The organism is Finegoldia magna ATCC 29328 (assembly GCF_000010185.1).
GTDB lineage: Bacteria > Bacillota > Clostridia > Tissierellales > Peptoniphilaceae > Finegoldia > Finegoldia magna_H.
Window position 1 is genome coordinate 18202 of record NC_010371.1, and the last position, 14364, is coordinate 32565.

Annotated in this window: 19 protein-coding genes and 1 pseudogene; all 20 read right to left on the reverse strand. The window is 32.2% G+C overall.

The genetic code is table 11. The features are described from left to right. Positions 1 to 34: 34 nt before the first annotated feature. Entirely contained in the window at positions 35 to 400 is a 366-nt protein-coding gene (locus FMG_RS08655; protein WP_012289834.1) for a hypothetical protein, read from the reverse strand. Positions 401 to 538: 138 nt separating this feature from the next. Then, entirely contained in the window at positions 539 to 937 is a 399-nt protein-coding gene (locus FMG_RS08660) for a hypothetical protein (RefSeq protein ID WP_041250681.1), read from the reverse strand. A 122-nt stretch (positions 938 to 1059) separates the two neighbouring features. Beyond that, positions 1060 to 2253, reverse strand: coding sequence for a hypothetical protein (locus FMG_RS09785; protein ID WP_012289836.1), 1194 nt, complete (start codon positions 2251 to 2253; stop codon positions 1060 to 1062). 9 nt (positions 2254 to 2262) lie between these two features. Next, positions 2263 to 2637: pseudogene (locus FMG_RS08670) on the reverse strand (JAB domain-containing protein); the annotation flags it as partial. Between the two features lie 396 nt (positions 2638 to 3033). Beyond that, positions 3034 to 4170: an RNA-guided endonuclease InsQ/TnpB family protein gene (locus FMG_RS08675; RefSeq protein WP_012289839.1), complete on the reverse strand. Its 1137-nt coding sequence runs from the start codon at positions 4168 to 4170 to the stop codon at positions 3034 to 3036. Between the two features lie 122 nt (positions 4171 to 4292). Next, positions 4293 to 4751 (reverse strand): hypothetical protein, encoded by a 459-nt coding sequence (locus FMG_RS08680; RefSeq protein WP_012289840.1) that lies wholly within the window; start codon positions 4749 to 4751, stop codon positions 4293 to 4295. Beyond that, a complete protein-coding gene (locus FMG_RS08685) occupies positions 4751 to 4960 on the reverse strand; it encodes a hypothetical protein (protein ID WP_041250682.1) in 210 nt (69 codons plus the stop codon). Before FMG_RS08685 ends, FMG_RS08680 begins: the two co-directional genes overlap by 1 nt. A 77-nt stretch (positions 4961 to 5037) precedes the next feature. Then, positions 5038 to 5211: a hypothetical protein gene (locus tag FMG_RS09765; RefSeq protein ID WP_162009589.1), complete on the reverse strand. Its 174-nt coding sequence runs from the start codon at positions 5209 to 5211 to the stop codon at positions 5038 to 5040. 141 nt (positions 5212 to 5352) lie between these two features. Further along, on the reverse strand, positions 5353 to 5820 hold the full coding sequence (locus FMG_RS08690) for a single-stranded DNA-binding protein (protein WP_012289841.1): 468 nt from the start codon (positions 5818 to 5820) through the stop codon (positions 5353 to 5355). 125 nt (positions 5821 to 5945) lie between these two features. After that, the gene (locus FMG_RS08695) at positions 5946 to 6317 is read right to left on the reverse strand and encodes a hypothetical protein (RefSeq protein ID WP_012289842.1); all 372 of its coding nucleotides are present in this window, start codon (positions 6315 to 6317) and stop codon (positions 5946 to 5948) included. 171 nt (positions 6318 to 6488) lie between these two features. Then, the gene (locus tag FMG_RS08700; protein ID WP_012289843.1) at positions 6489 to 7628 is read right to left on the reverse strand and encodes an RNA-guided endonuclease TnpB family protein; all 1140 of its coding nucleotides are present in this window, start codon (positions 7626 to 7628) and stop codon (positions 6489 to 6491) included. A 70-nt stretch (positions 7629 to 7698) separates the two neighbouring features. Continuing rightward, a complete protein-coding gene (locus FMG_RS08705; protein ID WP_012289844.1) occupies positions 7699 to 8595 on the reverse strand; it encodes a hypothetical protein in 897 nt (298 codons plus the stop codon). A 130-nt stretch (positions 8596 to 8725) separates the two neighbouring features. Continuing rightward, the gene (locus tag FMG_RS08710) at positions 8726 to 9628 is read right to left on the reverse strand and encodes a hypothetical protein (protein WP_012289845.1); all 903 of its coding nucleotides are present in this window, start codon (positions 9626 to 9628) and stop codon (positions 8726 to 8728) included. Positions 9629 to 9768: 140 nt separating this feature from the next. Continuing rightward, positions 9769 to 10200, reverse strand: a complete 432-nt coding sequence (locus tag FMG_RS08715) for a hypothetical protein (RefSeq protein WP_012289846.1) — start codon at positions 10198 to 10200, stop codon at positions 9769 to 9771. A gap of 2 nt (positions 10201 to 10202) precedes the next feature. Continuing rightward, positions 10203 to 10490 (reverse strand): hypothetical protein, encoded by a 288-nt coding sequence (locus FMG_RS08720; protein WP_012289847.1) that lies wholly within the window; start codon positions 10488 to 10490, stop codon positions 10203 to 10205. A gap of 142 nt (positions 10491 to 10632) precedes the next feature. Continuing rightward, positions 10633 to 11310: a hypothetical protein gene (locus tag FMG_RS08725; protein ID WP_012289848.1), complete on the reverse strand. Its 678-nt coding sequence runs from the start codon at positions 11308 to 11310 to the stop codon at positions 10633 to 10635. Between the two features lie 115 nt (positions 11311 to 11425). Continuing rightward, positions 11426 to 12328 (reverse strand): hypothetical protein, encoded by a 903-nt coding sequence (locus FMG_RS08730; protein ID WP_012289849.1) that lies wholly within the window; start codon positions 12326 to 12328, stop codon positions 11426 to 11428. Positions 12329 to 12448: 120 nt separating this feature from the next. Continuing rightward, a complete protein-coding gene (locus FMG_RS09470; protein WP_148161027.1) occupies positions 12449 to 13045 on the reverse strand; it encodes a hypothetical protein in 597 nt (198 codons plus the stop codon). Between the two features lie 134 nt (positions 13046 to 13179). Beyond that, a complete protein-coding gene (locus FMG_RS08740; RefSeq protein ID WP_012289851.1) occupies positions 13180 to 13515 on the reverse strand; it encodes a hypothetical protein in 336 nt (111 codons plus the stop codon). A gap of 142 nt (positions 13516 to 13657) precedes the next feature. After that, complete coding sequence (locus FMG_RS08745) at positions 13658 to 14335, reverse strand: hypothetical protein (protein WP_012289852.1); 678 nt, start codon at positions 14333 to 14335, stop codon at positions 13658 to 13660. Between the last annotated feature and the right edge of the window lie 29 nt (positions 14336 to 14364).

The window sequence follows — 14364 nt, forward strand, 5'->3', positions numbered from 1 at the left end:
CTATAAAATGTACCGTATAGGCAAGCACTTCTGCCTACACTAATACTAAAACCTTATTAAGATCCATTCCTAGAGAATCAACTATTTTCTCTTTATCTTTTAAAAACTCGTGAAAAGATGGAGTTAACTTAGAATCAAATACTGTAAACCTCGCATAATTTGACCTACTATAGGTATCTCTAGAGTATAAAACATAACCTTTATTATCTTTATCTGTCATAAAAAAACCATTATCTATTATTTCGTCTGTCATAAGCTTATAGCAATTTTCTAAAAGATTGTCACAATAATCTGATAGCAAATCATCAGACCAATAATAAATATCTGTATAAACGTTGAAAAAATATTTCCAACGATTAAAAAACATTTTAAATAATAAAAATTGTTTTTTTACATTCATTGTTTTTCTCCTTTATCTTTGTTATGTGTGTAATATAGCGACAAGATTAGCAATAACAGGAAAATTATTTTCAAGTTCCTGTACCGCAAATAATAGAAAAATAAAAAGCGATGACTTAGTGTCACCGCTTATCGCCTTTTACACAAACTCGTAATCAATATTTGATGCAAAGCCAAAATCAAAGTAGTCTCTCATAACATCGCTGTTATCGTAGTTATATTGTTCAAGAAAGATGTTAATACTATCGACAATCTCTTGACCTTTTTGATTTAAAACACTTGCCTCTGACAAATACCCTCTTATTCTATCAAGATTGTGCTCTATACATCCAATGTCTAATTTGTTTATTACAAACCTCTTATCTTTATCAGATAATTCATAATAATCAAAAGCACGATAATCTTCTTCTTTTAAAAAAAGAGTTACCCAAATAAAACCATTCTTTGTTTTAGCTGATATTTTTATATCCGGATATTTAATCTTCATTTCTTTTTTCATAAGCTTTGCAATATCTTTTAATTCTAATGTTTCTGTCATTGTTTTTCTCCCCTTTATCTCTTTGTTATGTATGTAATATATCGGCATTGTTGAAAGTATTAGGTAAATACTTTACCTCCCTAATGTACCGACAAACAAAAAAATAAAGGAGAAGGGATAAATTATCCCCTCTCCTTGTATAAATCTTTAGTTAATTCTCTTTTTTTATAATACATTTGGCTGAACGTTAATTCTGGCTTTGCATACACACTAACATCAAGCCCTTCTTCAAGACCTAATCTAATAGCATCCATTTGCTCAAAATCAAACTCTGGTTTCGCATAAACGCTCACATCAACACCTTTTTCAAGCCCCTTTTTGATTTGACACATCTGTCCTGAAGAAAACTTCGTATCTGCATATACACTAACATCAAGACCATCTTCAAGACCTGATCTAATCCAAAACATCTGATTGTTGTCGTATTTTGTATTGGCATACACATTAACATCTACATTAGAAACAAGACCTTCTTTAATTTCATATAATTGTCTTTGATTGAAGTCTTTATTTGCATACGAACTCACATCAACACCTTTTTCAAGCCCAATTCTAATTTGTTCCATTTCCCCATCATTAAATTCAGGCTTTGCATAAACACCAACATCAAGACCTTGTTCTAATCCTAACTTAATCTGTGTCATTTGCCAACTATCAAACTTTGGATTCGCATATTTACTAATATCTAGCCCTTGTTCAATCCCTTTTCTAAGTTGTTTCATCTGAAAACCATCGTATTTAGTGCTATAATATGGAGTTATATCTATTTTCTTTCTTAGTCCTAGCCTAATTTGTTCCATTTGTCCTGCATTAAACTCAGGCTTTGCATAAACACTGACATCTACCCTTGCTCTTTTTCTAAAACCGAGAATTATTTGTTTTAACTGAAATTCGTCAAACTTTGGATCAGCATACTCGCCTATATCTATTCCTTTTTCTAAACCTTTAAAAATAATTGTTGATGCTTGCCAAGCATTGAAACGAGAATTTGCACATATACTAACATCAAGGCCTTTCGAAATACCATTTCGCAATGCGAACATCTTATTTGAATCAAACTCTGGCTTAGCATATACACCAACATCAAGACCTTGTTCTAATCCCAACCTTATTTGACACATTTGGTCATCATCAAACTCTGGCTTTGCATATACACTAATATCAAGTCCTTCTTCAAGCCCTAGTCTAATTTCTTTCATTTGTCTCCACTCAAACTCAGGCTTAGCATACCAGCTTACATCAAGTCCTTCTTCAAGCCCTTGTTTCACTTGCTCTTGTTGAATATTGTCAAATTGTGACATATCTATTTGTTTCATAATATCCCCCTAGTTATCATAAGACAAAAATTTTCTCATACTTAAGACACTTTCCTGTTCTGGCTTTAACGAAACAATAAAACTATCCAATAATTTTATATTAAGGATTTCAGAACATTCTGATAAATTTCTATAAACCTTTATATCTTCAGCAGACGGTGTAGTATCGCCTGACGGGTGATTATGAGCGATCATAACGAAGGCCGCACCTGATATAACAGCTTTTCTGAAAACCTCCCTAGGATGAGCTAGAGACTGATTAATAGTACCTACAGAAATCAAATCAATACCTATAAGTTTTAGTTTTGAATCAAACAATAAAGAAATAAATCTTTCCTTCTCGTCATTATATAACGAAAAATAATTAATTAATAATTCTGTTAATTTTGATGAAGAATTGTTTTCTGTCTGCGTAGACGTGAACTACCCACCACTTAAAGCTTAACAGCTTTTGAAGTTGGGGCTTCTTGCTTCACCCTCTACTGCGATGAATCTGATTGATAAATCAAAACAGATAAATCGTCTTACACAAAGTCCACAAGCGTAACTTCGGCTAGTTCCTAGCCTACGATATATTATTTTAAAATGCGTCTTAAATTGCAAAAGAATTTTTATTGTGAACTACCCTCACTTAAAGCTTAACAGCTTTTGAAGTGGGGGCTTCTTGCTTCATCCTCTACTGCGATGAATCTGATTGATAAAACAAAACAGATAAATCGTCTTACACAAAGTCCACAAGCGTAACTTCGGCTAGTTCCTAGCCTACGAATATATATTATTTTAGGCTACCATTTCTTTTAGTAGTCTTAGTCCTTCTCTTTTTATGTTTATTGCTGCGTTCAAGTCTCTATCAATGATATTTCCGCACTCACAAATATAAGTTCTTTCGTTTAATGCTAGTTTCTTTTTAGAACCACAAAGGCTACATATCTGACTTGACGGATACCACTTATCGACTTTGATAAGGTATTTGCCCCTGTCGTTGAGCTTGTATGCTAAGAGATTCAAAAACATACCATATCCGTTATCCATAGTGGCTTTTCCATTTCTAAATCCTTTATTAGACATATTTCTCATATTAAGATTTTCTACACATACAACATCATAACGATTGGCTATCTCGTTAGACTTTTTGTGTAAATTATCTAGTCTTTGGTTTGCGATATGTCTATGAATCTTATTGACCTTTTTAAGTTGTTTTAAGTAGTTATTTGATTTCTTTTCGTTTTTCTTAAAGCCTATTTTACGAGCTAGACGTCTTTGTTCTTTCGCAAGTTTCTTGTGGCCTTCACGATAGAACTTATGATTATCTCCTACATTACCAAAGCTATCCATATACAATCCATCTGACTTATAATCTAGTCCTATACAATTGTCAAAGTTAGTAGTATTGTCTATTTTTTCTTCATACTCGAAGATAACAGATACAAAATAAAGACCATCTGTAGCTTGAAAAATTGTTGCTGATTTTAATTTCCAATCAGATTTAGGCTGTCTATGAATTTTAGTTTTAACAAAGCCGACTTTCGGTAGTTTTATTGCGTTATCCATAATAGCTATAGTTCCATTTTGATTATTAGTAGTATATGATTTTCTTGATTTCTTTAATGACTTATACTTAGGATAACCACTCTTTTTATTAAAAAATCTCTTATACGCAAGTTCTAAATCAAGATATACATTGGCAAGGGCTAATGAATCAACCTCTTTAAGATAAGGATATTCAGATTTATACATAGCAGGGGTATTTTTAACAGATTTCCCGGTTTCTTTATATGATTTTTCTCTGTCACTAAGCATCAAGTTCCAGATTTTTCTACAACATCCAAAGCACTTAGAAAAATATATTTCTTGTTCAGTCGTTGGATATAATCTGTATTTTATGGCTTTGTTTTTTACGCCTTTTTTCTTTCTCATCCTTTTCTCCTTGCTTTTTATATTATTCCACAAAAAACACAATAGTTACGCATTGCATAACGAAATTCATCCCCCACCTATAGAGGATGGGGGATTTTTTTCTCAATGCGTGTGAAAGCATTTTATAAGTTTTCGAAAGAATTATTGAAATTATCAACAAATATTTCGAAAAATCTATCAAACGAAAGCCAAGTGTCTAAATCTTCTAAAAAGCTTTCTTTATCTTTTATAATATCGAATAAGTTATCTTTGTATATTTCTAAGTCCAGTTCTTCATAATTATCTATCGATTTCGATTTAGCTTTTTCTATTTCTTCTTCTGTCGCATATTCTTCTAACTCACCTACGCTCCAGTAATCGTCAAATTGCGAAACAGCTTCCACTCTTGGATTTTTCCAAAAGCATACTTCATTTTCAGCAAATGTATTAACGCAACTTGGATATACGATTATGTTGACGAACTCAGTATCTGCAACCATATTCCAGCCTCTTTCATCAAAAATATCATTTCTTAAAAATTCCAAAAGACCTTCTTTAAGCTCTTTTCCTTCAAACGTATATCTATTATAATCTTTAATCATTATTCCACCTCTAAGGACTTATCTAAATCTTTTATCTTAATATGGATTTCCATATCTTGATCGATATCAAACCAGATATTGCCATTTTCACAATCCATCAAATCCTTATGAAGTCTTTCATCATAATTAAACGTACAATCGGCTCCTTCATCGCCGGTATTGAATTTGTTTTTTTCTAAAACAATTTCTATCGCTTCTTTTAATCTCATTTTTTATCTCCTAAATTTTTAATATATTTTCTTATTATGTATATTCTAACATAGGGAAGTAAAGTCCTTCCCTATTGTTAATATAATATCTCAGTGAACATCAAGTTTAAAAATACCATCGTTGCAATCATACCAAAAAAAGATAAAGATATTAGAATACCATCTATTAACAGGTTGATATTCTCAACTTGTTCTTTTTCTCTCTTTGCACGTTTTACACATCTTTGTTTATAATTCAAATAATTTTCCATTGTTTTTCTCTCCTTTATTTGTTGTTTTCTTATGTATGTAATATATCGGTATAACGAGTAATCAAGACATGTTAATTTTTCTGACCCCTGTACCAAAATAAAGAAGAGAGGGAGAAATTTCCCCCTCTCGTTATAAACTTGTTAGAATGGCAATTCTTCACCAAATGCCATATCATCCATACCTAAATCATCATCAAACGGTTGATTGTTTTGTTGATTGTTTGCTGGTTGTTGATTAGCTGGTTGATAGCCTTGATTATTGTTATGTTGGTTATTGCTATCAATGAAATCAAATTGTTCTACAACAACATCGGTTGTATAAACTGTTTGACCTTCTTTGTTTTGATAAGAACCTGTTTGCAATCTTCCAGATAATGACACCCTCATACCCTTTGACACATATTGAGCTATAGTTTCGGCTTGTTTACCAAACGCAACACAACTGATGAAATCCGCTGTAGGTTGGTTATTAGCCTCGGCTTGTTGCCTTTTATCCTTAGTTAATCTTCTGTTAACGGCAACGGTAAATCTACCAATCGCTACTTGTGATTGAGTGTATCTCAATTCTACATCCCTTGTTAATCTTCCCATTAAAGTTACATTATTCATAATCTACTCTCCTTTATTTTTTTATTTTTCTTATGTATGTAATATATCGGTGTAACGAGTAATCCAAACAAGTTAATCATTCCGATCATTGTACCTAAAAAAAGGGAGAAATAAATATCTCCCTATTACGCTACCTCGAACTTTTCTGACCAACACTCTCCAATCAATCCGTATACTTCGTCTATATCATAACCATAATTGATTAGGTCTCCGCTAAAGTTAAATTCTTCGAAATAGTCTTTTTTAACCTCAAAACTAAATGGCTTTTCTAATTCTATTTCTAAACAACTTCCACCACCACAAACTGCATCATATAGTCCTAATGTAGTGCTTTCGCCAACGGTAATATTTTTACCAGTATTATAAACATCAAAAAACTCGTTTAAATTCATTCTTGTTAGAACGGTTAACATACATCTATCAGAACTTAAGTTTTTCAATTCTTCTATAAATGATTTTAAAAACTTGCTATTTTCTACAAGTGAATCATTTTTCAAATCTTCTAACTTATATCCTTGTGGTCAACTACCCACGACCTAAAGGTCATGGGCTTGTAACTGCCCAGTCGTACTAACGGCTTACGCCTCCGACCTTTAATCCCAATAGATATTGCTATCTAAAGTGGCGTTACATCGCAGGGTGGTTGACAGCACCCTTTGCAACAAAGTTTACTCTGTTGCAACTGTATTAGGTACTTGGCTATCATAAAGATAGTTTATTCCCATACGATACAGATTCATAGCTCCAATACGATCATCATTGGACTTATAGCCACAATTTTTACAAGTAAACAAATGTATTTTCTTGTTACGGTTAGACTTTTCCGTATGCCCACAAATAGGACAACATTGACTCGTATAACGAGGGTCTACCTTAATTACAGAAGATTGATTTTTCTTCGCCTTGTAAATTAGTTTCTGTTCTAAATCATAGAAAGACCACGATACAGAAACATAACGGTCTTTTATTCTGACATGCTCTGTGGCATTACGAACGCCTGTTAAATCTTCTAATACAAAAAGTGTATGCTTTGGGTTATTTTCAACGAGTGCCTTACTAATGCAGTGATTCACATCTTGCATCCAACGGTTTTCTCGTTGACCGATAGCTTTAAGTCTTCTTCTTGAAGATGGAGTTTGTCTTTTTTGGAGTTGTTTACGAAGTTTGGAATAGTTAGCACGTTTCTGTTTAATAGCTTTTCCACTAACAAATCCAGACCTGTGTTTACTGTCATAGGTTGCAACAACAAAGTTAATTCCTCTGTCAACGCCTACAACATTACAAATGTCAGAAATATTACTTTCTTCGACATCATAAGTTACTGGTATGTGAAGATAATATTTACCATGTTTGTTTATGAGCTTAGCTGTACCAAATCTATAGATTGTGTTGTCAAAATATTTAGACATACCTTCAGCGAAATATGGTAGTTTAGCACGACCATTCAGTGTATTCACAGAAAAACAGTTCTGCGTTAAAGAATAATCTCTGTTCCAAACCAAATCATATTGAGGTTTCTTGAAGATTGGTTGTATCCACTTATTTTGATTTTCGAGAATAGTTTTATATCTTGCAATGACCGTTTTCAAAACGGACTGAGCCATTTGCGATTTAAGACCAAAAGTTTCTCTTAGCGTAGAATACAAAACCTTATTAAGAGAAACCTGTTTTAAATCATGAGTTCGGAATACATAGTCTGAAACATAATTACAGGCATCACGATAAACAGACATAGTTTCATCAAGCGAAACTTTATCTGTATCATTGGCGACTATTTGAACTTTTGCTGTTATAGTTATCTGTTGCATAGATGTACTCCTTTCATTAATGTTTCACTAAAAAAGATTTTTAATATAGCCAATATTCATGTTATCTTGCTTAATAATTACTATTATTGTACATTTGAACAAACTCTTTTGAAAATTTTATTTTAGTATCTTTGGTTTTATAAAATTCTAGAACATTGTTACAAAAATCTATTGAAATCTTTTTGTTGTTAGCAAATGCTTTTTCTATTGTATTCATCGCTATATCTAAAACTTCTTCAGCAGTTGTAATGTCCGTAGCTTTCCCAATATTCGATAGATAATAGATATATGCTAGAGAACTTCTTGCTTTTAGATAATCTATATTGGTCTTGTTATCCCAATCAATATAGAATATTCCAATCATATAGCTATAAATGCTATAGAATACATCTTCTTCTATTTTTTCACCCAAAACATCTTTTAATGATTTTAATAATTCTTTATTAACCTTTTGAACAATAATGTTTGCGACCTTTTCTGCGTTTTCGACCATTTCTTTTTCTGAAAATTCAATCTCATAAAGCCAATCAAAACAATCAGAACGACCTATTATTATATCTATACCAAAACAAGAGCTTAGGTCAATAAACAAATCTTGTTCAAGACAGGTAATAAATCCGTTCCACAAATACTTATTTAATGATTTTACTCTTTTATCTAATTCTTCTCTCTCCCATTTTATAGGAATTTCTCTAGGATAAACTATTGAAAAATCATCTTCAAGAATTTGTTTATTTTTGCTGAATTCTAAATCTTCAGCTAACTTAGCTTTGATTTTCAAAATCTTTGCCAAAGCTTTTTCGTTTTCTTCTTGCTGCTTTATATCTTTTCTTATTATCTCTCTTTGCAAATATACATAATTAAGTGTTTTCACAAACGTTTTAAAATATTTTTGTCCTTTGTATTTAGATAGGTTCTCTAAATAATAATCTAATTGTTCCTTTGTGTAAGGCAATGCTTCTATCATATTTTACTCTCCTTTATTTGTTGTTTTCTTATGTATGTAATATATCGGCATTATTGGCAGCAGAACTAAGTACTATTTCTAACAGATGTACCAAAGATAAAAGAGAAGGGATAACTATCCCCTCTCCATACTAGCGATTAATCAATTGTATTATTTCGTTACACAACCTAAACTTTTCAGAATCTGTATCAGAAATATAAACATTAGGAGTATAAGCCAATTGAATTGATTCTTCAGCATCAAGCTCTTGTTCAAGACCAAGTCTAATTTGTTTCATTTGCCAATTATCAAACTCTGGCTTAGCATACACACTAACATCTACACCACTTTCAAAACCTAGCCTTATCTGATACATTTGCCCAACATCAAACTCGGGCTTTGCGTATATACTAATATCAAACCCTTGTTTCAGACCTGTTATAATTTCTTCCGTTTGTCCATAGTCAAAATCGGGATTAGTATATATACTAGTATATATACTAACGTCAAGCCCCTTTTCAAGCCCCAACCTAATTTCGCTCATTTGTTCAGATGTGAACTCAAGCATTGCATATATACTAACATCAATACCACCTTCTAATCCCCATCTAATCTCTTCCATTTGCCAATTATCAAACTCTGGCTTTGCATACACGCTAACATCAACGCCTGATTTAAGTCCTTCTCTGATTTGTTCCATTTGATCTTCATCAAACTCAGGCTTTGCATACACACTAACATCTACGCCTGATTCAAGTCCTTCTCTGATTTCGTGCATTTGGCATTCACCAAACTCGGACTTAGCATATACGCTAATATCAAGCCCTTTCTCTAACCCCAATCTGATTTCATACATTTGGTCATCATCAAATTTGGGTTTAGCATACACACTAACATCAACATCATTTTCTAACCCAAGTCTAATTTCATGCATTTGGTATTCGTCAAACTCTGGCTTGGCATACACACTAACATCAACGCCGTTTTCAAGCCCTAGCTTAATTTCCTTTAATTGTTCAATTGTGAAATCTAATAAATCTAATTTTTCTGTCATTGTTAACTCTCCTTTATTTTTCTTATGTATGTTATATATCGGTATTATTGGCAGCAGAAATAAGATACCATATTCCCGCTGCTGTACCCAACCACAAATAAGGCTTCCAAAAATGTTTCGAAAGCCTTTTAGGGATAATTTTATAAATCTTCTTGTCGTACTGCTATGTTATAAATATCGGTATAATCCTCGTTATTTCCATCAGCCCAAACTAAAACCTCGATTGAATCACTTGATTGGTCTTGATTATCTGAAAGCCTTATTGTTGTTAAACCCTGAATTGAATCGTCTTGATTATCTGAAAGCCTTATTGTTGTTAAGTCTTGAATGAAATTGTCATTATTATCAACTAGATACACATTAATATTGTTATTGATACCATCTTGAAATCTTTCTACCTCTAGTTTGAGACTATCAGAAATTCTTAAGGTCATATAAGTGTTGCTACCCTTTTGCACAACGCCCGTTATCTCGTCAAATTCTATCTGTGATATTCTATCGTTTATTATTTTTTTAATATCTTGTAAAATATCAACTCTGTCTATTTTTTCTATATCTTTTTTAATATCCACAACTATCTTCTCCTTATAAAATAAATAACTTCCTCAACATCTTCCCAATTATTCATGAAATATTCAAAATCATCGAAAGATACAGCCACACCATATCTTTCATATTCTAACCACAAATCATAATCTGCCATATCCCAAACAGTTTCAACTAGTTCTGGATAATAATCGTTACTTATTAGATTCTCAACCTCGAGGTCTTCTAAGTTTTCTATGTCGGAAAAAAGTGTGACGTTGGTAGCTCGTTCTTGAATTATAATCCCCTTATCCAATAAATCCTTAATCGTTAACATAATATTATCTCCTTTATCTCTTTGTTATATGTAATATATCGACAAATAACAATACCATATAAAGCTACTAACCTAAACGATGTACCAAAATACAAAATAACACCGTACAAGACAGAAAATCTGTCCTATACGGTGCAACCTCTTAGCTCTCAACTGTAACCGAATCCAAAACATTTTCAACAACCCATGAAACATCTTCACAATTATCACAAGCAACCATTTCGTTATGATTGAAAAATTCTATAATCTCTTTAGTAGACATTTCTAGTAATTTTTTAGACATTTCTACAAGTTTTTTATCTTCATAGAGGTCTATTTCATCCTTTAAAACCTTTTTGAAATTATTAACACCATATTCTGTAAACGTATCGAAAGCATCATCACATATAAAATAATCTTCAAGATTCTTGGCTGATATATCTATTGGATAAGATTTCTCTTTAATAATTTCAGTCTTTAGCTTATCATTTTTAAAAACAGCTTTGATTACAATATTTCCTTCTTCAAACAATTCACATCCTGGTTCATAATCTGTGTAATCAAAATCAAAAATTAACCCTGAAATATTTTCTAATTCCTGTTTTGAAAAATTGTTCAAATCAAAACCTTCAAAATAGTCTTCTAGTGTATAGGTGAAAGACCATCTTCCGAATGTTACAAAATTCAAAGCCACATCAAATTCTAATTCATCAGATATGAGTAAATTGCCATAATAATATGTTCCAATCTCTTTAAAAATCTTCTTCAGTAATTGTAACGACATTTTGTTACCCTCTTTTTTTATTGTGACTTTGCCACATGCTTCTGATAAGTTTGCCATAATTTACTCTCCTTTATTCTTATTATGTATGTAATATATCGAAAATAAGGACAACGACCATTTATTAGATATGCTACTACATGTACCCATAAATAAAAATACAAGAAGGGATAAATTATCCCCTCTCCGTATTATCTATTAATTGTATTATTTCGTTGCACAATCTGAATTTTTCGGAATCTGTATCTGAAACATAAACATTAGGAGTATAAGCTAACTGGATTGATTCTTCTGAACCAAGACCTTTCTCTAGCCCTAGTCTAATTTCTTCCATTTGGCCATACTCAAACTCTGTATTATCATATACACTAACATCAACACCATTTTCAAGTCCTACCCTAATCTGATACATTTGTCCGGCATCAAACTCGGGTTTTGCATATACGCTAACATCAAGCCCCTGTTCAAGCCCTACCCTAATCTCTTCCATTTGGTAAAATTCAAAATCGGGCTTTGCATAAACACTAACATCAAGTCCATCTTCAAGTCCTAATCTAATATCGCACATTTGTCCCCAAGTGAACTCAAGTCTTGCATATATACTAACATCAAGTCCTTGTTCTAACCCAGTTCTAATCTGTTCCATTTGCAACGAATCAAACTCGGGATTGGCGTATGTACTGACATCAAACCCCTCTTTGAGTCCTAGTCTGATTTGTTCCATTTGCCAACCATCAAATTCGGGCTTTGCGTAAATATTAACATCAACACCGTCTTCAAGCCCCTTTCTTATTACATCCATTTGATACGAAATGTAATCGGGCTTTGCATATATACTAACATCAAGCCCTTGCTCTAATCCCAATCTAAGTATTTCCATTTGTCCGTCATCAAATTCGGGCTTTGCGTAAATATTAACATCAACATCATTTTCTAACCCTAGTCTGATTTCGTTCATTTGGTATTCATCAAACTCGGGGTCTGCATATACACTGACATCAACACGATTTTCAAGCCCTCGTTTAATCTCTTTTAATTGTTCAATTGTGAAACAATATAAATCTAATTTTTCTGTCATTGTTTATCTCTCCTTTATCTTTGTTATGTATGTAATATATCAGTATTATTGGCAGCAGTAAGTTGTTAGACTACCTAGCCAATGTACCCATAAATATAAAAATAAAGGAGAAGGGATGAGTTATCCCCTCTCCGTATTAGCTTTTAATAAATTATCTATTTCACCACGTAATTTTATTCTCTCTAATTCCGTATCAAAAACATTAACCTTTGTAGTATTAGCTTGTTTGATACTCTCATCGACACTAAGCCCGCTCTCTAGCCCTAGTCTAATTAGATACATTTTATAGGGAACAAACTCTGGCTTTGCATAAGCACTCACATCGATATCAAATCCGAATTCTAGTCCAAACCTAATTTCTCTCATCTGCTCATATTCAAATACAGGATTAGCATATATGCTTACATCAAGTCCTTTCTCTAGCCCTACCCTTATCTCCAGCATTTGTGTCCAATCAAACTCTGGATTTACGTAAGAACTAACCTCAATCTTATGGTCAAAACCTAATCTTATTTCGTGCATTTGGTCATCGTCAAATTCTGGCTTTGCATATATACTAATATCATATCCACGTTCAATCCCTACTCTAATTTCTTGCATTTGCCCAACATCAAACTCAGGTTTTGCATACACGCTAACATCAATACCTTCTTCTAATCCTAGCTTAATTTCCATTAATTGCCATACATTGAAATTTAATAAATCTAATTTATTCATAATACTCTCCTCTATCTCTTTGTTATGTATGTAATATATCGGTATTATCGGCAGCAGTAGGTTGTTAACAACCCCATCACCGTACCCAGATAAAAAGGCTTCCGAAAATATTTCAGAAGCCTTTATGAATAGTTTTACCAATCTTCTACCACCTCACCAAAATCGTCTACCTCACCAACAAATGTATAATTAGTGAATAAAGAGTTAGCAAATAAATCTTTCATTCTTTTTTCACACTTTTCAGTCGCCTCGTCATAGGAATTTGCACTTATACCTAGTTCGCAAAAACCAGACACTTCAAAACGATACATTTTATTTGTTTTGACTTGTGAATCATCTACTGGTTGTCTTAATTTTTCAACATCATTAAAAACATCACGAATAAGTTTATCAACATCTTCTAAATCTTTGTTCATATACGCTTGATTAAGCTTATTTTGAATTTCAGTTATTAACTCTTCTCTATTCATTTTACTTCTCCTTTATCTTTTTATTATATGTAATATATCGACAAATGACAATACCACACAAAACTACTAACCCAGCCAATGTACCAAAATACGAAAACAACACCGTATAGGACAGAAATTCTATCCTATACGGTGCAACCTCTTAGCTTTCAACCACAACCGAATCTAATATATTTTCTACTACGAAAGAGATATCTTCGCCATTATCACAAAAACGTATTTCATTATCCTTAAAAAATTTTAAAAGTTCTTCACAAGACATTTCTAGTAGTTTGTTGTACGCTTTTTTAAATATTTCGTTATCTTGATATTCTAAATCTTCTTTTAGAAATTTTTTGAAATTTTTTACACCATATTCTGTGAATGTATCAAAGGCATCATCATATATAAAATAGTTTTCTAAATTCTCAGCACTTATACCGATTGGATAACTTTCCTCATAGATAAATTCTGTTTTTAATTTATCATCTTCGTATATCGCTCGTATTGTTATATTTCCTTCTTCGAACAATACACATCCTGGTTCATAATCTGTATAATCAAAATCAAAAATTAACCCCGAAATATTTTGCAATTCTTTTTTTGTAAAATCATCGAAACCATAATCAAAATAATCTTTTAAAGTTGAACATAAAGACCATCTACCAGTTGTTGAAAAATCTAATGGCTTGTCAAATTCAAGTTCATCTTCTGATATGTTCAAATTACCATAATAGAATGTGTTAATTTGTTCAAAAATCTTCTTCAAAAGTTCTAAAGACATTTCTTTGCCTTCTTTTCTAATTGTTACTTTTCCAAATGCGTCTGATAAGTTTGCCATAATATACTCTCCTTTATTTGTTGTTTTCT

Bases quoted from the DNA above. Each gene is read 5' to 3' on its own strand.
- FMG_RS08730 (WP_012289849.1), bottom strand. From the start codon at position 12,328: ATGACAGAAAAATTAGATTTATATTGTTTCACAATTGAACAATTAAAA.
- FMG_RS08655 (WP_012289834.1), bottom strand. From the start codon at position 400: ATGAATGTAAAAAAACAATTTTTATTATTTAAAATGTTTTTTAATCGT.
- FMG_RS08745 (WP_012289852.1), bottom strand. From the start codon at position 14,335: ATGGCAAACTTATCAGACGCATTTGGAAAAGTAACAATTAGAAAAGAA.
- FMG_RS08700 (WP_012289843.1), bottom strand. From the start codon at position 7,628: ATGCAACAGATAACTATAACAGCAAAAGTTCAAATAGTCGCCAATGAT.
- FMG_RS09785 (WP_012289836.1), bottom strand. From the start codon at position 2,253: ATGAAACAAATAGATATGTCACAATTTGACAATATTCAACAAGAGCAA.
- FMG_RS08680 (WP_012289840.1), bottom strand. From the start codon at position 4,751: ATGATTAAAGATTATAATAGATATACGTTTGAAGGAAAAGAGCTTAAA.
- FMG_RS08705 (WP_012289844.1), bottom strand. From the start codon at position 8,595: ATGATAGAAGCATTGCCTTACACAAAGGAACAATTAGATTATTATTTA.
- FMG_RS08675 (WP_012289839.1), bottom strand. From the start codon at position 4,170: ATGAGAAAGAAAAAAGGCGTAAAAAACAAAGCCATAAAATACAGATTA.
- FMG_RS09470 (WP_148161027.1), bottom strand. From the start codon at position 13,045: ATGAATAAATTAGATTTATTAAATTTCAATGTATGGCAATTAATGGAA.
- FMG_RS08710 (WP_012289845.1), bottom strand. From the start codon at position 9,628: ATGACAGAAAAATTAGATTTATTAGATTTCACAATTGAACAATTAAAG.
- FMG_RS08725 (WP_012289848.1), bottom strand. From the start codon at position 11,310: ATGGCAAACTTATCAGAAGCATGTGGCAAAGTCACAATAAAAAAAGAG.
- FMG_RS08690 (WP_012289841.1), bottom strand. From the start codon at position 5,820: ATGAATAATGTAACTTTAATGGGAAGATTAACAAGGGATGTAGAATTG.
- FMG_RS08685 (WP_041250682.1), bottom strand. From the start codon at position 4,960: ATGAGATTAAAAGAAGCGATAGAAATTGTTTTAGAAAAAAACAAATTC.
- FMG_RS08660 (WP_041250681.1), bottom strand. From the start codon at position 937: ATGACAGAAACATTAGAATTAAAAGATATTGCAAAGCTTATGAAAAAA.
- FMG_RS08720 (WP_012289847.1), bottom strand. From the start codon at position 10,490: ATGTTAACGATTAAGGATTTATTGGATAAGGGGATTATAATTCAAGAA.
- FMG_RS09765 (WP_162009589.1), bottom strand. From the start codon at position 5,211: ATGGAAAATTATTTGAATTATAAACAAAGATGTGTAAAACGTGCAAAG.
- FMG_RS08740 (WP_012289851.1), bottom strand. From the start codon at position 13,515: ATGAATAGAGAAGAGTTAATAACTGAAATTCAAAATAAGCTTAATCAA.